This is a genomic window from Albimonas donghaensis (assembly GCF_900106695.1).
GTDB classification, from domain to species: Bacteria; Pseudomonadota; Alphaproteobacteria; order Rhodobacterales; family Rhodobacteraceae; genus Albimonas; species Albimonas donghaensis.
In genome coordinates this window covers 235,978-256,808 of the sequence record NZ_FNMZ01000005.1, presented here as the reverse complement: position 1 = coordinate 256,808, position 20,831 = coordinate 235,978, and the positions used below count along the sequence as shown (strand labels likewise).

Annotated in this window: 16 protein-coding genes and 1 pseudogene; 10 read left to right on the top strand and 7 right to left on the bottom strand. The window is 72.1% G+C overall.

Features of this window, described 5'->3' with window-relative positions; translation table 11 throughout:
• Positions 1 to 290: 290 nt before the first annotated feature.
• The gene (locus tag BLV24_RS15275; protein ID WP_092683304.1) at positions 291 to 953 is read right to left on the bottom strand and encodes a histidine phosphatase family protein; all 663 of its coding nucleotides are present in this window, start codon (positions 951 to 953) and stop codon (positions 291 to 293) included.
• 14 nt (positions 954 to 967) lie between these two features.
• Entirely contained in the window at positions 968 to 2,005 is a 1,038-nt protein-coding gene (locus tag BLV24_RS15270) for an NADP-dependent oxidoreductase (protein WP_092683302.1), read from the bottom strand.
• Positions 2,006 to 2,578: 573 nt separating this feature from the next.
• Between BLV24_RS15270 and BLV24_RS15265 the strand changes: the two genes are divergently transcribed.
• Positions 2,579 to 3,265: an RluA family pseudouridine synthase gene (locus BLV24_RS15265; RefSeq protein WP_092683300.1), complete on the top strand. Its 687-nt coding sequence runs from the start codon at positions 2,579 to 2,581 to the stop codon at positions 3,263 to 3,265.
• A 302-nt stretch (positions 3,266 to 3,567) separates the two neighbouring features.
• On the opposite strand, the gene BLV24_RS15260 is transcribed toward BLV24_RS15265, so the two are convergent.
• From BLV24_RS15260 to fabI, 4 genes are all read right to left on the bottom strand, one after another.
• Entirely contained in the window at positions 3,568 to 5,064 is a 1,497-nt protein-coding gene (locus BLV24_RS15260) for an amidase (RefSeq protein ID WP_092683298.1), read from the bottom strand.
• Positions 5,065 to 5,185: 121 nt separating this feature from the next.
• Positions 5,186 to 6,211, bottom strand: coding sequence for a DMT family transporter (locus tag BLV24_RS15255; RefSeq protein ID WP_092683296.1), 1,026 nt, complete (start codon positions 6,209 to 6,211; stop codon positions 5,186 to 5,188).
• A gap of 1,112 nt (positions 6,212 to 7,323) precedes the next feature.
• Positions 7,324 to 7,836, bottom strand: coding sequence for a xanthine phosphoribosyltransferase (gene gpt, locus BLV24_RS15250; protein ID WP_092683294.1), 513 nt, complete (start codon positions 7,834 to 7,836; stop codon positions 7,324 to 7,326).
• Positions 7,837 to 8,133: 297 nt separating this feature from the next.
• Positions 8,134 to 8,961 carry an enoyl-ACP reductase FabI gene (gene fabI / locus BLV24_RS15245; protein ID WP_092683292.1) on the bottom strand — a complete coding sequence of 276 codons (828 nt, stop codon included), beginning with the start codon at positions 8,959 to 8,961 and terminating at the stop codon, positions 8,134 to 8,136.
• Between the two features lie 503 nt (positions 8,962 to 9,464).
• On the opposite strand from fabI, the gene BLV24_RS15240 reads away from it, so the two are divergent.
• The 4 genes from BLV24_RS15240 (at position 9,465) to BLV24_RS15220 (ending at position 13,920) form a co-directional block, all read left to right on the top strand.
• Positions 9,465 to 10,436 (top strand): threonine dehydratase, encoded by a 972-nt coding sequence (locus BLV24_RS15240; RefSeq protein WP_218133439.1) that lies wholly within the window; start codon positions 9,465 to 9,467, stop codon positions 10,434 to 10,436.
• 588 nt (positions 10,437 to 11,024) lie between these two features.
• The gene (gene pdxH / locus BLV24_RS15235; RefSeq protein ID WP_092683290.1) at positions 11,025 to 11,687 is read left to right on the top strand and encodes a pyridoxamine 5'-phosphate oxidase; all 663 of its coding nucleotides are present in this window, start codon (positions 11,025 to 11,027) and stop codon (positions 11,685 to 11,687) included.
• A 479-nt stretch (positions 11,688 to 12,166) separates the two neighbouring features.
• Positions 12,167 to 12,823, top strand: coding sequence for a hypothetical protein (locus BLV24_RS15230; protein WP_092683288.1), 657 nt, complete (start codon positions 12,167 to 12,169; stop codon positions 12,821 to 12,823).
• A gap of 362 nt (positions 12,824 to 13,185) precedes the next feature.
• Positions 13,186 to 13,920: an SDR family NAD(P)-dependent oxidoreductase gene (locus tag BLV24_RS15220; RefSeq protein ID WP_092683286.1), complete on the top strand. Its 735-nt coding sequence runs from the start codon at positions 13,186 to 13,188 to the stop codon at positions 13,918 to 13,920.
• Positions 13,921 to 14,171: 251 nt separating this feature from the next.
• Here the strand turns inward: BLV24_RS15220 and BLV24_RS15215 are convergent, their stop codons facing one another.
• Positions 14,172 to 15,065, bottom strand: a complete 894-nt coding sequence (locus BLV24_RS15215; RefSeq protein ID WP_092683284.1) for a LysR family transcriptional regulator — start codon at positions 15,063 to 15,065, stop codon at positions 14,172 to 14,174.
• Between the two features lie 261 nt (positions 15,066 to 15,326).
• On the opposite strand from BLV24_RS15215, the gene BLV24_RS15210 reads away from it, so the two are divergent.
• The 5 genes and pseudogenes from BLV24_RS15210 (at position 15,327) to BLV24_RS15190 (ending at position 20,757) form a co-directional block, all read left to right on the top strand.
• Complete coding sequence (locus tag BLV24_RS15210; RefSeq protein WP_092683282.1) at positions 15,327 to 16,421, top strand: ABC transporter ATP-binding protein; 1,095 nt, start codon at positions 15,327 to 15,329, stop codon at positions 16,419 to 16,421.
• An 86-nt stretch (positions 16,422 to 16,507) separates the two neighbouring features.
• Positions 16,508 to 17,644 (top strand): extracellular solute-binding protein, encoded by a 1,137-nt coding sequence (locus BLV24_RS15205; protein WP_092683280.1) that lies wholly within the window; start codon positions 16,508 to 16,510, stop codon positions 17,642 to 17,644.
• A 118-nt stretch (positions 17,645 to 17,762) separates the two neighbouring features.
• Positions 17,763 to 19,064 carry an ABC transporter permease gene (locus BLV24_RS15200; RefSeq protein ID WP_092683278.1) on the top strand — a complete coding sequence of 434 codons (1,302 nt, stop codon included), beginning with the start codon at positions 17,763 to 17,765 and terminating at the stop codon, positions 19,062 to 19,064.
• 13 nt (positions 19,065 to 19,077) lie between these two features.
• Positions 19,078 to 19,929 (top strand): annotated as a pseudogene (locus tag BLV24_RS15195) (ABC transporter permease); the annotation flags it as partial.
• Positions 19,930 to 19,932: 3 nt separating this feature from the next.
• Positions 19,933 to 20,757 carry a hypothetical protein gene (locus BLV24_RS15190; RefSeq protein WP_092683274.1) on the top strand — a complete coding sequence of 275 codons (825 nt, stop codon included), beginning with the start codon at positions 19,933 to 19,935 and terminating at the stop codon, positions 20,755 to 20,757.
• Positions 20,758 to 20,831: the final 74 nt, after the last annotated feature.

Here is a 20,831-nt window from a genome sequence, read left to right as displayed (position 1 = left end):
CACCCCGCACCGCCCGCCGCACGCGGGCCGGTCAAGCGCGCCGCGGGCAAGACGGTCCCGCCAGCGGGCCGGCCGACGCGGCGCCCGGCGCAGCCGGAGGGGGCGAGCGGGAGGGCGAACCCGGAAGACCGGGAGGGCGAACCCGGAAGACCGGGAGGGCGAACCCGGAAGACCGGGAGGGCGAACCCGGAAGACGAGGGCGATGAAGGGGGGGCGAGGCGAGGAGGGGGGCGGGGAGGGGGCGGGGGCGGATGTCTCGCCCCCGCCGATCGCAACACAGAGGCGCGCCTTCAGCTCCAGGTGATCAGGTCGTCCTGGCCGTCCAGATGCGGGGTCTCGTTGAAGCTCAGCAGGTTGAGCCGTTCGGCCCGCCCGGCCAGCCGCGAGAACGACGCGTTCTTCACCTGCATCTGCAGCCGGATCTGGGTCGAGGCCGGGGCCCCCGTCGCCACCCGCACCGCCTGCCCGATGACCCCGCCCGAGGACACGCACCAGCAGGGCCGGTCCCCCTCCGCCGCCTGGGCGACGGCGGAGGCGATGCGGGTCTCCCACTCGTCGAAGGTCTCCTCGTCCGAGACCAGCTCGCCGGCCTGCCAGCCCAGCACCGCCGCGGTCAGCGCCCGGAAATGCGCCTTGCGGTCGCCATGGCCCGGATGGACGTTCCCCGCCTTCACCCAGCCCCGCATGATCGAGTCCGCATTGTGCTCGTTCAGGCCGGGATGCACCTCGAAGGCGGGGGTCTTCGCGCCCATGCCGAGGCCTTCGGCCAGCCCCTCCGCGGTCTCGCGCTGGCGGACCAGGGTGCCGACCATGATGCGGGCGGGGAACTGGCCATGGGCGGCCAGCCATTCCCCCAGCATCCGGGCCTGACGGTGGCCCAGCGGCGACAGCCGGTCGTAGTTGTCGGTCCCGAAGGAGGCCTGCCCGTGGCGGATCATCCAGACATGCGGCATCGCGCGCTCCCCCCTCAGGCCGGATCGGCGCCGACGCGCACCAGCTGTTTGCCGAAATTGTCGCCGCGCAGCAGCGCGATGAAGGCTTCCGGCGCGGCCTCCAGCCCCTCGGCCACGGTCTCGCGGAACTTGACCTTGCCGGCCTTCACCAGCGGCCCGACCTCTTCGAGGAACCGCGCCTGGATATCCATGTGGTCGCCCACCAGGAACCCCTGCACCCGCAGGCGCTTCACCAGGATCGAGCGCCAGATCCACGGCAGCTGGTTGCGGTCGCCCATGGTGTTGCCGGAATAGAGCGAGATCATCCCGCAGATCGCGATGCGCCCGTGCTGGGCCATGTTGGGGATCACCGCCTCCAGCGTCTTGCCGGCGACGTTCTCGAAATAGACGTCGACGCCGTTGGGGGCGGCCTTGGCGATGCGGGCGGCGAGGTCCTTGGCGGTCTCGTCGGCGCGGTGGTCGAAGCAGGCGTCGGCGCCGAGCTCATCGGTGACGAAGGCGCATTTGGCGGCGCCGCCGGCGACCCCGATCACCGTCATGCCCATGGCCTTGCCGAGCTGGACGGCGAGCGAGCCCACCGCGCCCGAGGCGGCGGAGACCACCAGCGTCTCCCCCGCCCTGGCCTGCGCCACGGCGTTCAGCCCCGCATAGGCGGTGTGGCCCGGCATCCCCAGCACGCCCAGCGCGGTGGAGAGCGGCGCGAGGTTCGGGTCCACCTTGCGCACCCCGGTCCCGTCCGAGACCCCGTGCGAGGCCCAGCCCAGCCGGCCCACCACGATGTCGCCGGGCGCGTAATCGGGGTGGTTGGAGGCGATGACCTCGGAGACGGTGCCGCCCTCCATGGTGCCGCCGAGGGGCACGGGGGCGGCGTAGGACGGCCCGTCATCCATGCGCCCGCGCATATAGGGGTCGAGCGACAGCCAGATGGTGCGGGCGAGGAACTGGCCGGGGCCGGGTTCGGGGACGGGGCCGGTCTCGACCGAGAAGTTCTCTTGCGTCGGCCAGCCGACCGGGCGCGAGGCGAGGGCGATGCGGGTCAGGGTCTGGGTCATGGTTCGGGTCCTCCCATGGGACGAGCGGCGGGCGATCGAGGGCATACCCGCGCGAATGTTCGGGCGGAGCATGGCCGGGACGCGGCGCCGGGGCAAGGGGGCGAGGCTGACGAAGGTCAGGATGGGGGCGGCGGGCCGTGCCCGGGGGTTTTGCGCGGGGCGTTGTCCGGTGCGGCGCGCGGGGCGCAGCGGCGGCCTTTGGGGGGCGGGAGGCGCGCGCGGGCGGCGGTGCGTCCGACACGCGACAACCACGGACGCGCGTCGCCCGATCGGTTGCGCCGGTGGGGCCGGGCGAAGGCGCCGCGCATCGGTCTCGCCGGTGGAGGCCGGTCGCCCGCGGCGCGCTGGGAGCGGGGCGCGTCTGGCGAGGGGGAAAGCGGCGGCGGTCAGGCCCGAAGCGGCGCGGGGGGGGCAGCGCGGGCCGGGGCAGCGCGGGCGGGGCGCCCGCGCGCCATCCTCGGGCCGCGGGGCGCGCCGCTCCCCCCCTTGCCGACAGGGCGGGCCGGCTGCCGCCTCGCGGGGCTCGCCTCGGCGAGGCTTGCATTCGCGGGGCGGCTCGGGGATGCGGAGGGCATGGACCTCTTCGCCCCTCTCTCGTTGCCGCCGCTGCGCGACCGGCCCTACGCGCCTCCGCCGGGACCGCTTGCGGTGATCCATGCCGACGCGGCGCTGCTGGTTGTGGAAAAGCCCTCGGGGCTGCTGACGGTGCCGGGCAAGGCGCCGGGGCTGGCCGACTGCCTCGCCGCGCGGGCCGAAGCGGCCTTTCCCGGCGCCCGCATCGTCCACCGCATCGACATGGACACGTCCGGGCTGGTGGTCCTCGCCCGGAGCCCGGAAGCGCAGCGCCATCTCGGCCTGCAGTTCGAACGGCGGATCGTGGAGAAGGCTTACGTCGCCCGCGTCCGCGGCGCCCCGGCGGCGGAGGCCGGGCGGATCGAGGCGCCGCTCATGACCGACTGGCCCGCCCGCCCGCGCCAGAAGGTCGACCCGCAAGGCCGCTTCGCGGTCACCGACTGGACGCGGGAGTCGGTGGAGCCCTGCGGCGACGCCCGCCTGTCGCTGCGCCCCCTGACCGGGCGCAGTCACCAGCTTCGGGTGCATCTCGCGGCGCTGGGGCACCCGATCCTGGGCGATGCGCTCTATGGCGACGACGCGGTCTACGGGGCGGCGCCTCGCCTGCAGCTCCATGCCGAACGCCTGCGGCTGCGCCACCCGCAAGGCGGCGCATGGATGGCGTTTCACGCGCCCGCTCCCTTCTGAGGATTGTCGGTCCCTGCGGCGAGGGCGCCGCGAGGTTTCGGCCCGAACCGCTCTCGCGCGAGCCCTTCCCCCCAAGCCGCCCTCGCCCGAGCCGAAACGCGCGCCCCGCGCCCACGGCGCGCTGAGCGGGGAAGGGCCGCGCGGCCCGGCCTGGCCCGGCCGGTCGAGACTGGCGACGAGCGCCGGGCGGAGACCTCTCCACCCCGCGCCCCCGGTTCAGCGCGCCGCGGGCGCCCCGGTTCCGCCGCCGCGCGGGTCGACGCGGCGCCCCCGCGCGTCGCGACAAGCGCCGCCCGACGGGATCAAACGGGGTCCGCGGGCCGGGCGGTCATGTGCGGGCAGGCGGTCTCGTAGGCGGCGGCGGCGCGCAGCACCTCCATGTCGCCGCGGGTCCGGCCCATCAGCTGCAGCCCCATCGGCAGCCCCGCGCCCGGGCCGCCCGCCTTGCCGAACCCCGCCGGCATGCACACCGTCGGGCGCCCCGACAGGCTCGCCGGCAGCACGCATTCCATCCAGCGGTGATAGGTGTCCATCTTCCGCCCCGCGATCTCCGCCGGCCAGCGGTCCATCACCGGGAACGGCCAGAGCTGCGCCGAGGGCGCCGCCACCAGGTCGAAGCGGTCGAACACCCCCTCCAGGCAGCGATGCCAGTCCGAGCGCGCCACCGAGGCCCGGTGCACGTCCAGCCCCGACATGGCCAGGCCGCGCTCGATCTCCCACACCGCCTCGGGCTTGAGATGCGCGCGCCGGGCCTCGTCGGCGTAGTCGGGCAGGTTGGCCGCGGCCACGGACCAGGACCGCAGCTCGGTCCAGCTGTCCCAGATCTTCTCCCAGGGGAAATCCGGCACGAAGGGCGTCACCTCGGCGCCCAGCGATTCAAAGACCTTCAGCGCGTCCTCGCAGGTCTCCAGCACGCCGTCTTCCATCGGCCAGGTCCCGATCCAGTCGCCCAGCCAGGCGATGCGCAGACCCTTCGCCCAGGCCTCCGGCGCCTCCGAGGCGAGCCCGGGCGCGAACACGTCGCGCTTGCCGAAGCTCAGCGGCGCCGCCGGGTCATAGCCCGCCATCGCGTCCAGCAGCAGGGCGAGATCCGCGATCGACCGCGCCATCGGCCCGTTGGTCGACAGCTGGTGAAGGTAGAGATCCCCCTCCGACGCGCCATTGGCCACCCGCCCGACCGAGGGCCGGAACCCGATCACGTTGTTCCAGCCCGCCGGGTTGCGCAGGCTGCCCATCATGTCCGAGCCGTCGGCCATCGGCAGCATCCGCATCGCCAGCGCCGCCGCGGCCCCGCCCGAGGAGCCGCCCGCCGACCGACCCCGGTTCCAGGGGTTGCGGGTCGGTCCGAACACCGGGTTGAGCGTGTGCGAGCCCAGCCCGAATTCCGGCGTGTTGGTCTTGCCGATCACCAGCGCCCCCGCCCCGCGCAGCGCGGCGGCGAGCGGCGCGTCCGCCTCCGGCACGAAATCGGCGTAAAGCGGCGACCCGCGCGAGGTGCGCAGCCCCTTGGTCGCGGTCAGGTCCTTGATGGCGATGGGCAGCCCGTGCAGGCCGGGCAGGGGGGCGCCGGAGGCCCGGGCCTCGGTCAGCGCCGCGTCGGCCTGCTTCGCGTCGGCGATGCAGTCGTCGGGATCGCGTTGCGAGACGATGGCGGTGATCGGCGCGTCGGTCACGTCGTTGACCGCCTCGATTCGCGCGAGATGGGCCTGCATGATCTCGACCGCCGAGACGTCGCCCGCGCGGAGCATGGCGGCGAGCCGGGCGGCGCCGGCCTCCAGGATCGGGGGGAGGTCGGTCATGTGGGGGCTCCGGGTCAGGGTCGGTTGAAGGGGTCGCTCCGGACCTTCCGGCGGCGCCGGGGCGGGGTCAAGGGGGCCTGGCGCGCGCGGCGGAGGCGTGCGGAAAACCGCCGGGGCCCCGTCAGGCCGGCTTCGGCCTCCGCCGCCGCTCCCGCCAGGCGATGGTCAGGCCGGCGGCGACGATCAGCGGCGCGCCGGGAAACAGCTTGTCCAGCGGGCTCTCGCCGAAGATCAGCCAGCCCAGGATCAGGGCGTAGATCATCCCGAAATATTCGAACGGCGCCAGCGCGGGCGGCGAGGCCAGGCGGTAGGCGCTGATCAGGCAGAACACTCCAAGCCCGCCGCACAGGCCGACGCTCAGGATCAGGCCGACCTCCTCCCAGGTCTCGAACGCGGTGAAGCCGCCGTCCGCCATGGCCAGGCAGAACGCCCCGACCAGGGCGGCGGAGGAGGCGTAGAGGCTGACCAGCGGCGTCGGCGCGTCCTGGTCGATCAGCGGCGCGCAGACCGAGGACGACGCGTAGCCCAGCGCCGCCCCCAGCGGCAGCAGCGACCAGACCGTAAACGCGTCGGCGCCCGGCTGCAGGATCAGCGTCACCCCCGCGAAGCCGGCCAGCACCGCGCCCCAGCGCCAGGGCCCGATCGGCGCCTTCAGCACCAGTCCCGACAGGGCGGTGACGAACAACGGGCCGGCGAAGACCAGGGTGGAGGCGGTGGCGAACTCCATCCGCGCGAGCGAGAGGTAGAAGCACAGCTGCGCCACCGCCACGAAGCCGCCGCGCAGCAGCGCCAGCTTCCACCGCCGCAGCCGCATCGGGCGGCCGCGGGCCCGCCAGTCGGAGGAGCTCCACAGGATCAGGAAGGTCGGGATCAGCCCCAGAAGGTTGCGCCAGGCCGAAAGCTCGGAGGCCCCGAAGCGGGTCAGCAGCATCTTGACCAGCGCCCCCATCAGGCTGAGCAGCAGCACGCCCAGCAGCAGCGTCGCCGCCGCGCGCAGCACCGGGCCGGAAGCGGGGATGAGCGCGCCCGGCACGCGGGCGCCGGCGACGGCTGTCGCGGCGAGGGCCGCGCCGGAGCGCGATTCGCCGCCGGATTCGCGCCTGTCCGCGGCGGGGGAGGCGGGGCGGCGAGGGGCCGGATCTGTCATGTCTGCGCCGCCTTCGGGATGGGAGGAGCCTGGAATCGCCTCAGCCCTGCGCCCCGGCGCGGGCGGGGTCAAGTCGCCCGGCCGCCGGGCCGCCGCCGCCGCGGGCCCCGCCGAGGGCCGGTCGGGCGCAGGGCGAGGCCATGACGTTTCCCGGGGGCCTGGTGAGGATTTCCTCTTGCCCTCGCCCGGCGCGGACGTGGGAGGTCGAAGAAATCGTTTCAGGCTCACACACTATTAACCTTTGGAGGGCAAGTTGACGTTGTGGGCGCCACGATGGGCGGCGGCCACACTCCTCCCTGTCGAACTGGCCGCGCCTTCGGGCGCGGCTTCTTTCTTTCAAGGGGCTGTGAAAAAGGGAAAAATAAGAAGGGCGAACCATCGGGTCGCCGGGCGCGGAGCCGGTGGGCAGTGGTTGGGGTGCGCAACCAGGGCGTGCAGGATTTGGGTATGAAACACCCTGTGATACGCGTCGTTGAAAATCTGGAAAAAGGCACTGGCGCATTTTCAAAGAATCAGTATAGATACTCATGAACCGAAGCTGAACCGCCCGGAGACATTCCTCGGGGTCAGGCTTCAGGTGCGGAAGAAGGTCACGACGATCAGGTTAGAGAGCGCAGGCTTTCCGACCCTTTCGTCATCACCGGACGCCATGAGGACCTTACTCCACCGCGGCGGCAAGGCGGTGCAGCTGGTTTCATGGCTTAGGTCCCGCGGGCGATGGGGAAGCTCGCGGGGCCGCCGTTTCCCCCGTTCGGACCGGGGTGCGGACGCCAGCGAGTACAGGGCGCCCCTCGGTCGATGAAGGGAATACGGGCGGGATGCGGCGTCGCTGCTGGGGCATCGGCGTCGCATCCCGGCACGGGCTCCGAGCCCGCACCCCGCCCTCGCGCACCCATTTCGACCCTGAGACGCGCGCCTGTCACCCACCATTCAATACCGCAGCCCGTTGGGATCGCTGTCCCGACCCGGGCCGCGCGCGGACTCGCCTCGCGGTCCTGTCGGCCCCCGCGGAATGGGCCGGGACGGGGGCGGGGCGAAGCGCGTCGCGCGCCCCGCCGCCATGGTCGCCTCCATGCCCGGCCCCCATGCCCTGACCCTGAGGGCTGGCGGAATCAGACCCCGCGATAGGGCGCCACATATTGCAGCGCCATGTCCCAGGGGAAGAAGATCCAGGTGTCCTGGCTGACCTCGGTGATGAAGGTGTCCACCATCGGCCGACCCTTGGGCTTGGCGTAGACGGTGGCGAAATGCGCCTTGGGGTAGAGGTTGCGCACCAGCTCCAGCGTCTTGCCGGAATCCACCAGGTCATCGACCACGAGAATGCCCGAACCGTCGCCCATAAGCTCGGCGTCCGGCGACTTGATCACCTGGGCCGAGGTCTGGGATTGGTTATCGTAGGACTTGACCGAGATCGTGTCGACGACCCGCAGGTCCAGCTCGCGCGCCACGATGCAGGCCGGCACCATGCCGCCGCGGGTGATGGCGACGACGGCGCGCCAGGCCCCGCCCTCGCCGGGGCCCTGGTGATCCAGCCGCCAGGCCAGCGCCCGGCTGTCGCGGTGGATCTGGTCCCAGCTCACATGGAACCCCTTTTCGTGGGGAAGACGGCTGTCGGTGGGGCTCATGCTGCGGATCTCCTGCGCCGGGGAATGCGCGTTCCTAGCGAAGCCGGGGGCGGCGCTCAAGCGCGCAGAGCGGTTCCGGCTGCGGTTGGGGGAGGCCTCGCGGGGGGGCGAGCCGTCCGAGCCGTCGCTCGCGGCCCGCTGATGCGCCCGCCGCGCCGTCTCCGCCCCGCCGCGCTGGCGCCCGGCGCGCGGGCCCCACGGAAAACGCCGCCCGAAGGCGGCGCTGACGGCTGCGGCCGGAAACCTGGGGTCCTGGCGAAGCGCCCTCGTGACCGCGGCCGATCCGAAGGCGGCGGTTTACTCCGCGGACGGCTTCCGGCCCACGGTCACGTCGATATCCGGCGCGTCCTCGGCCTTCATGCCGACCACATGATACCCGGCGTCCACATGGTGGGTCTCGCCGGTCACGCCGGAGCCGAGATCGGACAGCAGATACAGGCCCGACTTGCCCACGTCGTCGATGGTCACGTTGCGGCGCAGGGGCGAGTTCAGCTCGTTCCACTTCAGGATATAGCGGAAATCGCCGATCCCCGAGGCGGCCAGCGTCTTGATCGGCCCGGCGGAGATCGCGTTGACCCGGATGTTCCGCGGCCCGAGATCCATGGCCATGTAGCGCACCGACGCCTCCAGCGCCGCCTTGGCGACGCCCATGACGTTGTAATGCGGCATCACCCGCTCGGCCCCGTAATAGGTGAGCGTCAGCATGGAGCCGCCGTCGGTCATCAGCTTCTCCGCCCGCTGCGCGACGGCGGTGAAGGAATAGACCGAGACGTCCATGGTCAGCTTGAAGTTCTCGGGGCTGGTGTCGACATAGCGGCCGCGCAGCTCCGACTTGTCGGAGAAGCCGATGGCGTGGACGAGGAAATCCAGCTTGCCCCACTTCGCCTCGATCTCGGCGAAGGTGGCGTCGATCGAGGCCGGGTCGGTCACGTCGCAGGGCAGCACCATGTCGGAGCCGACGCTTTCAGCCAGCGGCCGCACGCGCTTGGCCAGCGCCTCGCCCTGGTAGGAGAACGCGAGCTCGGCCCCCTGGTCGGCGCAGGCCCTGGAGATCCCCCAGGCGAGCGACTTGTCGTTGGCCACGCCCATGATCAGGCCGCGCTTGCCCTGCATCAGACCGCCCATATCGTTGTCTCCCGCCCGTTTCACGGCCCGCGACGGGGCCCTTCCGCATGAGGGCTCGTCTATGACATCCGCGGGCCGGCATCAAGGATGCGTCGCAGCGCGGCGCGGCGAGGCCGGAGGGCGGAAGGTGCCGGACGGACCGGAATCGGGGCCGGTCGGGTGGGGGGCAGGGCGGGAGCCGCGCGTCGGCCGGGCGCCGGCGGCGCGCGTCCGCCCGCGCGGCGTCGCCAGGGGATCGCCCGGGGGGGCCGTCTCTCCGCATCGAGCGCCGGGCGCGGGGAGCGGGCGCTGGGGCGCGGGGGCGCCTGTCTCGGCGGTCGGCGGCCGGCGGAAGGAGGGGCGGCGGAGGATCGGGGCGCCGGCCGCGCGCAAGGCGACCGTCCCGTCCCCTCCTTCCTCCCCCGCGGCGCTGGCGCGTCGAGGGCGCCGCCGCTAGGTTCGGGGCGCGCCGGGCCCGCTGCGGCCCCGCTTCCCCGCGCCGATGCAGCCACCGGAGCCCCCGCATGACCCTGTTCACCCTGGACCAGCTCCGCGACGCCGCCGAACTGGTGGGCCGCCGCGTCCCCCCGACCCCGCAATTCGCCTGGCCGCTTCTGGCCGCCCGCACCGGCGCCGAGGTCTGGGTCAAGCACGAGAACCACACCCCCGCCGGCGCCTTCAAGCTGCGCGGCGGGCTGGTCTACCTGGACGATCTCGCCCGGGCGGGGGGCGCTCCCGGCATCGCCACCGCCACGCGGGGCAATCACGGCCAGTCGATCCCCTTCGCCGCCCGCCCCCATGGCATCCCGGTCAAGGTCTGGGTTCCGCATGGCAACTCGGTCGAGAAGAACGCCGCCGCCCGCGCCTGGGGCGCCGAGGTCATCGAGCACGGTCACGATTTCGAGGCCGCCCGCGCCGAGGCGATGCGCGTCGCCGCCGACGAGGGCCTGCACGCCATCGGCCCCTTCCATCCCCTGCTGGTGCGCGGGGTCGCCACCTATGCGCTGGAATTCTTCACCGCGCAGCCGGATCTCGACGCGGTCTACGCGCCCATCGGCATGGGGTCCGGCGCCTGCGGTCTGGTGACGGCGCGCGACCTGCTGGGGCTGAAGACGGAGATCGTGGGCGTGGTCGCCGAGGCCGCCCCCGCCTATGCGCTGAGCTTCGAGGCGGGCCGGGTGGTGGGCACCGAGACCGCGCCGACCTTCGCCGACGGCGTGGCCTGCCGGGCGCCCTCGGAGGAGGCGCTGGACGTGCTGCTGAAGGGGGCGGCGCGGATCGTGCGGGTCTCGGAGGACGAGGTGGCCGAGGCGATGCGCGCGCTCCATGCCGACACCCACAACATGGCTGAGAGCGCCGGGGCCGTGGGGCTCGCCGGGCTGTTGGCGGAGCGGGAGCGGATGCGCGGGCGTCGGGTCGGGGTGATCCTGTCGGGCGGCAATGTCGACGCGGCCCAATACGCGCGGGTGCTGGCGGGGGAGACGCCGACGGCGTGACGCGGGGGCGCTTCCGCCCGTCGGGGATGCGGGTGGCGCGGGGCGGGAGCGCCGCGACGGCCCGCCCGCCCGGCTGCGCCGGAGCGCTCGCGGCGCGTTTCGCCGGGGGCGCCGGCGTCGAGGTCTCGGGCCGCCCGCGCCGCGCGGTCGCCGCAGGTCGGACCGACGGCGGGCGCGCGGGGACTTGGAGCGCCGGGGCGCCTGTCGCCGGAGAGGTCCCCGCAATGACTCCGGGCGCCGGGCGCGCGCCGCCGATCCTGGCGCTGCGGGCCCCCTCGCGGATGCCCGCGCCCCGCGGGAGGGCGAGCGGTCGTCGCCCCGCTCCCCCCCCGTGCCCCCCCCTGTGCCCACCCCGACCCCTCCCGTGCGGCGGCGCTGGCCCCCGGATCCCGGCCCCACGTCTCCCCCCGGAGACGGTCGCCGCCGGGCGCCCCCCTGGCCGTGCGCCGCGGGCGCCGCGCCGCCGCTCTCGCGCCCTTGATGCGGCGCCTGCGTCCCCTCCGCGCCTGCCTCGTCCCGCGCATCCCCCTTGACCCCGGCCCCCCGCAGGCCGACCTATTCCCGGTCCCCGACCGCAGGAGCGCCGCCATGACCGTCCTCGCCTCGCCCTTCCAGATCGACGAGACCGAAGCCCGCGAGGGCAAGTTCGCCGGCGACGACCCCTTCGCGCTCGCCACCCAATGGCTCGCCGAAGCCGCGAAGGAGGAGGTCAACGACCCCACCGCCATGGCGCTCGCCACCGTCGACGCCTCGGGCCTGCCCAATGTGCGCATGGTGCTGATGAAGGCCATCGAGGGCCCGGCGGAGACCCCCGGCGGCGCCTTCGTCTTCTACACCAACTACGGCTCGGCCAAGGGCGAGGAGCTGTCCGCCACCGGCAAGGCCGGATTCGTCATGCACTGGAAGTCCCTGCGCCGGCAGGTCCGCGCCCGCGGCCTGGTGGTGAAGGAGGAGGGCGAGAAGGCCGACGCCTATTACCGCTCGCGCGGGTTGCAGTCGCGCCTGGGCGCCTGGGCGTCGGAGCAGTCGCGTCCGCTGTCCTCGCGCGGGCATCTGATGGCCGAGGTCGCCAGGGTCGCCGCCCGCCACCCGATCAATCCGCCGCGGCCGCCCTTCTGGGGTGGGTTCCGGATCCGGCCGGTGGAGATCGAGTTCTGGGCCGACGGCGCCCACCGCCTGCATGACCGTTTCCAGTGGCGGCGCGAGGACCCCGACGCGACTCGCTGGACGGTGCGCCGCCTCAATCCCTGATCCGGTCGGGCCTTGATCGGGTCGGGCCTTGATCCGGTCGGGCCCTGATCGCGCCCCCTGATCGCGTGGGCTTTCGCGGCGTTTCGGAGGGCGCGCCCTGCGCGCGCCCGTCCCGGCTTCAGGGCGCCTTGGCCTTTGCGCCCCCCCTCGGCGCCGCCGCCAAGGGGGGCGAGCCCCAGCGCGGCCGTCGCCGGGCCTCGCCCGGGCAGGCGCGTCCCGAGCCCCTCCCAAGACCGTCCGATTGCCAAGGCCGCGCCGGCGCCGCCGCGCAATGGCCTCCGCGTCGCCTCGTCGCCGCCCTGTTGCGGGCGCTCCATGAGTCGGACCCAGGGCTTTCACGAGCGTCCCGACGGGCGCTGTGGCGTCCGCGCCGCTCGCTCCGCCGAACCGAATGTGCCGAAACGACACGTTGTTTACAGGCGCGACCACCTATGAATATTCGTTCATAATAGTAAGTGCGTCGCTCGGAGGTCCGCGTCATGGTCCCGCTCATCTTTTCGTCCACCCCGCGTTCTGACCGGTCCGCCGCAGCGCTGCCGGTCCCGCATCGCGGCTGGCGGCTGTCGGTGACGCGGGTCGGAGAGGGTTGGGTAGGCGAGGCCTCGCGCCCCGGGCGCAACGGCGCGCCGCGGGCGCTGGCCTGCGAGACGGGGGCTCAGCGCGCCGGCGTGCTGGCGGCGCTGCGGGCGCGGATCGATGCGCGCCGGGCCGGGTTCGTCGCCGCGCGGCGGCTGGCCGAACCCGTCGACATCGCCTCCGTCGAGGAATTTCTCGATGCGCTCGACCAGGTCGACCCGCAGGACGGGCGGCTGGCGATGCTCGTCGCCCATGCCGCGGCGCCGGGCCGGACCCTGCCGGCCTCGGAGATCGGCCGGGCGGGGGGGCATGACGGCGCCCAGGGCGCGTCGATGCATTACGGCCGCCTCGCCCGCGATCTGGCCGAGGCGATGGAGCTGAGGCCGGACCCCGAGCACCTGGCCGTCGATCCCGCCGCGGCGCTCGTCGCCTGGATCCCGGTGATCGCCGAGCCGCTCCCGACCCCGACCTGCGCGGTCGCGGCCCGGCCCGATCCGATCTGGCGGATGCATGGGCCGCTGGCCGCGGCGCTGGCGCGGCTCGGCCTGGTCGGGGGCTGATCCGCAGGCGCGTTCCCGCCCGCCGCGCCCGGTTCCAGGGTCGCCGGGAAGGGGGGGCGGAGGGGGCGGGTCCGGGCTGTCCCTGCGATCCCGCTGGCGCGCCCGGGCCCCGCGACGGCGCGCCCCTTGCCCCGGCCTTCGCGGCGCCGCAACGTGGACCGCGACGCGCGCCCGCTCCGGCGCCGCGGCGCCGCCGTCAGGCCCCGACCTCGGGGATCCGGACGGGCCCCGACTCCGACTCCGGCCCCGACCCCGGCCCGACCCGGGCCCGGCCCGGCCCGACCCGCCCCCGGACCGGCCGGCGCGCGCGCCATGCACAGACCCGCGGCGCATCCCCGCTGCGCATCCAGGAATCGCGGACCATGCCCGATCGCAAGACCCTGCTGCTGACCGGCGCCTCGCGCGGGATCGGCCACGCCACCGTCAAGCGCTTCTCCTCGGCCGGGTGGCGGGTGATCACCTGCTCCCGCCACCCGTTCCCGGAGGACTGCCCGTGGGAGGCCGGGCCCGAGGATCATATCCAGATCGACCTCGGCGACCCGGCCTCGACCATGGAGGCGGTGGCCGAGATCCGCTCGCGCCTCAAGGGCGGCAAGCTGGAGGCGCTGGTCAACAACGCCGGGATCTCGCCCAAGGGACCGGAGGGGGAGCGGCTCTCGACCCTGACCACCGACCTGCGGGACTGGGGAAAGGTGTTCCACGTCAACTTCTTCGCTCCCGTGGTGCTGGCCCGCGGGCTGCGGGTGGAACTGGCGGCGGCGCAGGGCGCCATCGTCAACGTCACCTCCATCGCGGGGGCGCGGGTGCATCCCTTCGCGGGGGCGGCCTACGCGACCTCCAAGGCGGCGCTGTCGGCGCTGACCCGCGAGATGGCGCATGATTTCGGGCCGCTGGGGGTGCGGGTGAACGCCATCGCGCCCGGCGAGATCGAGACCGCGATCCTCTCCCCCGGCACCGACAAGCTGGCCGAGGCGCTGCCCCTGCGCCGGCTCGGCAAGCCCGAGGAGGTGGCGCGCACAATCTACTACCTGTGCTCGGCCGAGAGCAGCTATGTCACCGGCGTCGAGATCGAGATCAACGGCGGTCAGCACATCTGAGCCGCCGCGCGCCCCGGCCCGAGGGGGGGCGCCGCGACCGCCGTCGCGCCGGTGTCGCCCGGGCGCCCGCGGCGCGGGGCGAGCGGGGTGAGGCTGGAGACGTCTCCGCCTGGCGCCGGCCGCGCCCCGCGCCGCGGGCGGAGGCGCGAAGACGGGCGGGCGGGTCGTCGCGGCGCGTCCCGACGACGACATCGGGCGCGGGCTTCGGTCAGGCGGGCGCGGGCCGCGATCAGGCCGCGATCAGGTCGTGATCAGGCTGGGGCCTTGAGCGACTCGACCAGGAAATCGATGAAGGCGCGCAGCTTGGGCTGCGGGAACCGGCCCTCGGGATAGACCGCGAACACGCCCAGCGGGGCCCGGCGGGTGTCGGGCAGCACCTCCTTCAGCACGCCGGTCTCCATCCCGTCGCCGATGATGAAATCGGGCAGGAACGCCACCCCCAGCCCGTCCAGCGCCGCCGTGCGCAGCGCGTCCCCGTTGTTCACCGTCAGCCGGCCCACGGCCCGCACCTGCCGCTCCTGCCCCCCCGGCCCCTGAAGGCGCCAGTAGTTGCCGGAGCTCTGGTTCGAGTAATGCAGCAGCTGGTGGTCCGACAGCTCCTGCAGCGTGGTCGGCTCGCCATGCGCCTCCAGATAGGCCGGCGAGGCCACCAGCCGCACCTGCGCATCCGACAGCTTGCGCGCCCGCAGCGTGGAATCCGGCAGCTCCCCGATGCGGATGGCGAGGTCGTAGCCCTCCGCCACCAGCTCCACGAAGCGGTCGTCCAGCACCATGTGCACGGAGATGTCGGGATAAAGCCGCAGGAACTCCGACACCGCCGGGGCCAGCCGGCGCAGGCCGAAGGACACCGGCGCCGAGATCCGCAGCTCGCCGCGCGGCGCGTCCTGCATGGAGGAGACCATGGCGTCGGCCTCCTCGGCCTCCGCCAGCACCCGGATCGCGCGGTCGTAGAAGGCCAGCCCGATCTCGGTCGGCGAGACCCGCCGCGTGGTCCGGTTCAGAAGGCGCGCGCCAAGCCGATCCTCCAGCGAGGCGACGTGCTTGGACACGGCTGATTTCGACAGGCCCATCTTGCGTGCGGCGTCGGTGAACCCGCCCAGGTCCACGACGCGCACGAAGGCCTCCATCTCGCTGAGACGATCCATCGGTGCGCAATCCTCGCGGTCAACAGCCCCGAGATTCGGTCCATTTCCGGTCAGCGTCAACAATTCCCGCCTGCCTGCGACCATGCCGCCCTGCGGGAAGTTCATGTTATGTGCAGGTTTTCCGGATCGCCCCGCGATATGCCCCTGCGATATGCGACGAAAACCGCAGCGCGGGGTTGTGCGCCGCGGCGGGCGTATGTTTAGCTTGCGCAAGAGCGACAGGGTCCCGGCAGAGGACTTGCGCCACAACAGGGAAGCCGAATGACCGAATCCAGCGACGCTTTCGTCGAATTCGAACGCGTTCAGAAAAGCTATGACGGCGAAACGCTCGTCGTTAAGGATCTGAACCTGAACATCGGTAAGGGCGAGTTCCTCACCATGCTGGGGCCGTCGGGCTCGGGCAAGACGACCTGTCTGATGATGCTCGCCGGATTCGAGACCGCCACCCATGGCGACATCCGGCTGGATGGCAAGCCGATCAACTCGGTGCCGCCGCACAAGCGCGGCATCGGCATGGTCTTCCAGAACTACGCCCTGTTCCCGCACATGACCGTCGCCGAGAATCTCGCCTTCCCGCTGGAAGTGCGCAAGATGGGCAAGGCCGACATCGAGGCCAAGGTCAAGCGCGCGCTGGACATGGTGCAGATGGGCGCTTTCGGCGGTCGCCGGCCGGCCCAGCTTTCGGGCGGACAGCAGCAGCGCGTCGCCGTGGCCCGGGCCCTGGTCTTCGACCCCGAGCTGGTCCTGATGGACGAGCCGCTGGGCGCGCTCGACAAGCAGCTGCGCGAGCAGATGCAGTTCGAGATCAAGCACATCCATGAAGAGCTCGGCGTCACCGTGGTCTACGTGACCCATGACCAGTCCGAAGCGCTCACCATGTCGGACCGGATCGCCGTGTTCAACGACGGCAAGATCCAGCAGCTGGCCCCGCCGCCGACGCTTTACGAAAAGCCCGACAACAGCTTCGTCGCCCAGTTCATCGGCGAGAACAACACGCTCGACGCCACCGTCGACAGCGTGGACGGCAGGTTCGCGCGGGTCCGTTTCAACGACGGCACCCTGAGCCGGGCGCTGGCGGTCAACTGCGGCGGGCCGGGGTCCCAGACCCGCCTGTCGCTGCGCCCCGAGCGGGTCGAGTTCGACGCCAATGTCGAGCCCGACGAAGAGGGCGTGACCGGCCTGGTCAAGGAATTGATCTACCTCGGCGACCACATCCGCGTGCGGATGGAGGTGCTGGGCAACCGCGACTTCGTGGTCAAGGTGCCCAACGGGGCCGAAGTTTCGGAGCTCCGGGTCGGCGAAACCGCCGGATTGACCTGGCGCGCCGAGGATTGCCGCGCGCTCGACGCAGCGTGACGCGGCCGCGGACGCGCGCCTCCGCCCGAGCGCGCGTATCGTGAACGCAAGCCTTCGGGCCGACACGACACCAACGGGAGAGACCCATGAGACTCACCAACCTGCTCGGCGGGACGGCTCTGGCGATGACCGCAGCCGCCGCGGCCGGCGCGATCTCCGCTCAGGAGCTTCCCGCCTGCGAGGGCTGCGCGGACTCGATGACCATCGTGTCCTGGGGCGGCGCCTATTCGAACAGCCAGGCCAAGGCCTATCACGAGCCCTACCAGGAGCTCACCGGCATCGAGATCGTCAATGACGAGTCCTCCGCCGAGGCCGTGGCCAAGCTGCGCGCCATGGACGAGGCCGGCAACGTGACCTGGGATCTCGTGGACGTGGTCGCTTCCGACGCCATGCGCCTGTGCGACGAGGGCCTGGCGATGGAGATCGACGCCGACGCCGATCTGGCCGCCGCGCCCGACGGGACCACGGCCTCCGAGGATTTCGGCGACCTGCTGGTCTCCGAGTGCTTCATTCCGCAGATCGTCTACTCCACCACCTTCGGCTACCGCACCGACGTGGCCGAGTGGGGCGGCAAGACCCCCGACGACATCTGCGACGTGTTCGATCTGGAAGCCTTCCCCGGCAAGCGCAGCCTGGAGAAGCGTCCGATCAACAACATGGAGTGGGCGCTCCTGTGCGACGGCGTCGCCAAGGAAGACGTCTACGACGTGCTGGAGACCGACGAGGGCCAGGCCCAGGCGCTCGCCAAGCTCGCCACCATCAAGGACTCGGTGGTGTGGTGGTCGGCCGGCGCCGAGACCCCGCAGCTGCTCGCCGACGGCGAAGTGGTGATGGGCTCGACCTATAACGGCCGTCTCTTCGCCCTGATCGAGGAGCAGAAGCAGCCCGTCGCCATGCTCTGGGACGCGCAGGTCTTCGACCTCGACGGCTGGATCATTCCCGCCGGCCTGCCTGACGACCGCAAGGCGCGCGTCATGCACTACCTGAACTTCGCCACCGACACCCAGCGTCTGGCGGATCAGGCGGCCTACATCTCCTACGGTCCGGCCCGCAAGTCGTCGGCCCCGCTCGTCGGCAAGCATGCCGAACTGGGCATCGAGATGGCCCCGCACATGCCGACCGATCCCGAGAACTCCAAGAACACCTTCCTCTACAACTACGAGTGGTGGGCGGATTACCGGGACGACATGGACGCCAAGTTCCAGTCCTGGCTGCTGAACTGATCCGGTCGGACCGCGCTTCGGCGCGGCCCGCCTGACATGCCGCGCGAGCGGGCCGCGGACGGCGGCCCGCTCGACCACGAGAAAGACAGACGCCGATTTCGGGCGGGGGGCTTGCGACATGGCTGACGCGACGGCGGGCGACGGGATCGCGCCGGAAGAGAACCGCAGCGCCTCGGGCCTGCTGCTGTCGGCCGACGGCACGCCTCTCAAGAATTCCATCGCCCGCGCCGAACGGCGCGCGCGCATCCGGGCCTTCCTGCTGATCCTGCCGCTGCTGGCCTTCGTCATGGTCAGCTTCATCGCGCCGATCGCCGACATGCTGTTCCGCTCGGTCGAGAACGACATCGTCGCCGACACGCTGCCGCGCACGGTGGTCGAGCTTCAGGACTGGGATCCGGCCTCCGGCGTGCCCGGCGAGCCGGTCTTCGAAGCCTTCTACGCCGACATGCTGGACGCCACCGAGGCCAAGATCCACACCCGGCTCGGGTCGCGTCTGAACTACGAGGAATCGGGGATGTCCTCCCTGTTCCGCAAGACCAACGCCCGCCGCCTCGGCCGCATCGACGACACCCAGCCGCTGGCGCCGCAGTTCGAGAAGATCGACGAGGACTGGGCCACGGTCGAGCCCTGGGCGATCCTCAAGACCTTCTCGGCGCGCTACACGCCGGGCTATTTCCTGCAGGCCGCCGACATGAAGCTGACGCCCGAGGGCGTGGAGAGCGTCGACGAGACCCAGCAGATCTATATCAAGCTGTTCTGGCGCACGATCATCCTGTCGCTGACCATCACCTGTTCGTGCCTGCTGCTGGGCTATCCGGTGGCCTGGCTGCTGGCCAACCTGCCGATGAAGTCCGCCAACATCCTGATGATCCTGGTGCTGCTGCCGTTCTGGACCTCGCTGCTGGTGCGCACCTCGGCCTGGAAGGTGCTGCTGCAGGAGCAGGGGGTGATCAACGACATCCTGGTCTGGATCGGGCTGGTCAACGACGGGGCGCGGCTGGTGCTGATCAACAACCAGATCGGCACGGTCATCGCCATGACCCACATCCTGCTGCCCTTCATGATCCTGCCGCTCTATTCGGTGATGAAGACCATCCCGCCGAGCTATCTGCGCGCCGCCAAGTCCATGGGCGCGAACGACTGGGTCGCCTTCTGGCGGGTGTATTTCCCGCAGTCGATCCCGGGCATCGGCGCCGGCGCGATCCTCGTGTTCATCCTGGCCATCGGCTACTATATCACGCCGGAACTGGTCGGGGGCACCTCGGGCACCTTCATCTCCAACCGCATCGCCTTCCACATCTCGACCTCGCTCAACTGGGGTCTGGCGGCGGCGCTGGGGTCTCTGCTGCTGATCCTGGTGATGGGGCTGTACTGGCTCTACGACAAGATCGTCGGCATCGATAACGTGAAACTGGGCTGAGGAGGCGAAGACCATGGCGCTGCAACCCTACGCTTCGCCCGTTCAGCGGGTCTGGTACTACAGCTTTCGCGTGATCTGCGGGCTGATCCTGTTCTTCCTGATCTTCCCGATCATGGTGATCATCCCGCTCAGCTTCAACGCGCTGCCCTACTTCACCTTCACGCCGGGGATGCTGGCCTTCGAGGCCTCGGCCTATTCGACCGAGCACTACCGGGACTTCTTCACCAATTCCGACTGGCAGAGCGCCATGTGGAACTCGCTCTCGATCGCGCCGGCGGCGACGCTGGTGTCGGTCTCGCTGGGCACGCTGGCGGCCATCGGCCTCAGCTCCGGCAAGGCGCCGTTCCGGGGCGCGATCATGGCGATCCTGATCTCGCCGATGATCGTGCCGCTGATCATCTCGGCGGCGGGGATGTATTTCTTCTATTCCCGCGTCGGGCTGCAGGGGACGTGGTTCGGCGTGGTGCTCGCCCATGCCGCGCTGGGCACGCCCTTCGTCATCATCACCGTCACCGCCACGCTGGTCGGCTTCGACCGCTCGCTGACCCGGGCCGCGGCGAACATGGGGGCGGGGCCGGTGCGCACCTTCTTCAAGGTGCAGATGCCGCTGATCCTGCCGGGCGTGATCTCGGGGGGGCTGTTCGCCTTCATCACTTCCTTCGACGAGGTGGTTGTGGTGCTGTTCCTCGGCTCGGCCGGACAGAAGACGCTGCCCTGGCAGATGTTCACCGGCCTGCGCGAGCAGATCAGCCCCACCATCCTCGCGGTCGCGACGCTTCTGGTCACGCTGTCGATCATCCTGCTGGCGACGCTGGAGATCCTGAGGCGGCGGTCCGAGCGGCTGCGCGGCATGTCGCCGGGCTGAGCCATGGCGGGCGGACCCCGACCGGACCCACGCGGAGGCGCGGCGCGAGCCGCGCTTTCGCCGATTCTGGCGATAGGATTTCTGGGCGCGCTGAGCGGCGCCGGGGGCCTCGGCGCCGCGGCGCTGCCCGAGGGCGCGGGCCTGCTGGGCGCGGCCTGTCCCGGCCCCGGCGCGGCGGAGCTGCTGCTGCTGCCCGAGGACGCCGCCCGGCTCGACGACGCCCCCGTCGGCGGGCTGACCGTCACCGGCGCCTATACCGGAACCGGAATGCGCGAGGGCGATCGCCCCAAGCCCGTCGGCGTTTTCCTGCGCGACGGCGATGTGGCGAGCCGCGAGTTCGGGCGCATGGACGGTCTGCTGATCGTCGCCCCCGACGGATCGGCGCGCATCGCGCTGGCCTCCGCCGCCGAGCTGGAGGGGCGGCGTCACGACCTCACAGATCTCGACGGCCGCCGGGCCTTCCTGGACGCGGCGTCGGAGGCCGGCGCCTCGGTTCTGCAATCCCACCTGCTGATCCGCGACGGCGCGCTCGACCTGCGGCCGGTGGAGGACGCGCCCCTCGCCGTGCGCCGGGTGCTGTTCCAGACCGGGGACGGCGCGCTGGGTCTGTGGCAGAGCGGGGCGCGCGCCCTGACCCTCTACGACGCGGCGGAGGAGCTGGCGCGCCTCCACGCCCCGGTCATGGCGCTGAACCTCGACATGGGCGGCTACGATTTCTGCGAACGCGCGGGCGAGGGCCGTCCCGCCGCCTGCAGCCTGCTCGACCGCGCGAGCCTGGGGAAGCTGTCCAACCTGATCCGCCTGCGCACCGCCGAAAGCTGTCCCTGAGCGCCGCCGGCGGGGCGGCGTCGCGCCCCGTTTCGGACCCGGTTCCCGGGCGGGGGGATCGCTGGGAACTTTCC

Excerpts from the sequence above, each read along its gene's own strand:
- BLV24_RS15270 (WP_092683302.1), bottom strand. The coding sequence starts at position 2,005 with ATGACCCAGACCCTGACCCGCATCGCCCTCGCCTCGCGCCCGGTCGGC.
- BLV24_RS15190 (WP_092683274.1), top strand. The coding sequence starts at position 19,933 with ATGGCGGGCGGACCCCGACCGGACCCACGCGGAGGCGCGGCGCGAGCC.
- BLV24_RS15220 (WP_092683286.1), top strand. The coding sequence starts at position 13,186 with ATGCCCGATCGCAAGACCCTGCTGCTGACCGGCGCCTCGCGCGGGATC.
- BLV24_RS15230 (WP_092683288.1), top strand. The coding sequence starts at position 12,167 with ATGGTCCCGCTCATCTTTTCGTCCACCCCGCGTTCTGACCGGTCCGCC.
- pdxH (WP_092683290.1), top strand. The coding sequence starts at position 11,025 with ATGACCGTCCTCGCCTCGCCCTTCCAGATCGACGAGACCGAAGCCCGC.
- BLV24_RS15200 (WP_092683278.1), top strand. The coding sequence starts at position 17,763 with ATGGCTGACGCGACGGCGGGCGACGGGATCGCGCCGGAAGAGAACCGC.
- BLV24_RS15255 (WP_092683296.1), bottom strand. The coding sequence starts at position 6,211 with ATGACAGATCCGGCCCCTCGCCGCCCCGCCTCCCCCGCCGCGGACAGG.
- BLV24_RS15210 (WP_092683282.1), top strand. The coding sequence starts at position 15,327 with ATGACCGAATCCAGCGACGCTTTCGTCGAATTCGAACGCGTTCAGAAA.
- BLV24_RS15275 (WP_092683304.1), bottom strand. The coding sequence starts at position 953 with ATGCCGCATGTCTGGATGATCCGCCACGGGCAGGCCTCCTTCGGGACC.
- gpt (WP_092683294.1), bottom strand. The coding sequence starts at position 7,836 with ATGAGCCCCACCGACAGCCGTCTTCCCCACGAAAAGGGGTTCCATGTG.
- BLV24_RS15215 (WP_092683284.1), bottom strand. The coding sequence starts at position 15,065 with ATGGATCGTCTCAGCGAGATGGAGGCCTTCGTGCGCGTCGTGGACCTG.
- BLV24_RS15205 (WP_092683280.1), top strand. The coding sequence starts at position 16,508 with ATGAGACTCACCAACCTGCTCGGCGGGACGGCTCTGGCGATGACCGCA.
- BLV24_RS15265 (WP_092683300.1), top strand. The coding sequence starts at position 2,579 with ATGGACCTCTTCGCCCCTCTCTCGTTGCCGCCGCTGCGCGACCGGCCC.
- fabI (WP_092683292.1), bottom strand. The coding sequence starts at position 8,961 with ATGGGCGGTCTGATGCAGGGCAAGCGCGGCCTGATCATGGGCGTGGCC.
- BLV24_RS15240 (WP_218133439.1), top strand. The coding sequence starts at position 9,465 with ATGACCCTGTTCACCCTGGACCAGCTCCGCGACGCCGCCGAACTGGTG.
- BLV24_RS15260 (WP_092683298.1), bottom strand. The coding sequence starts at position 5,064 with ATGACCGACCTCCCCCCGATCCTGGAGGCCGGCGCCGCCCGGCTCGCC.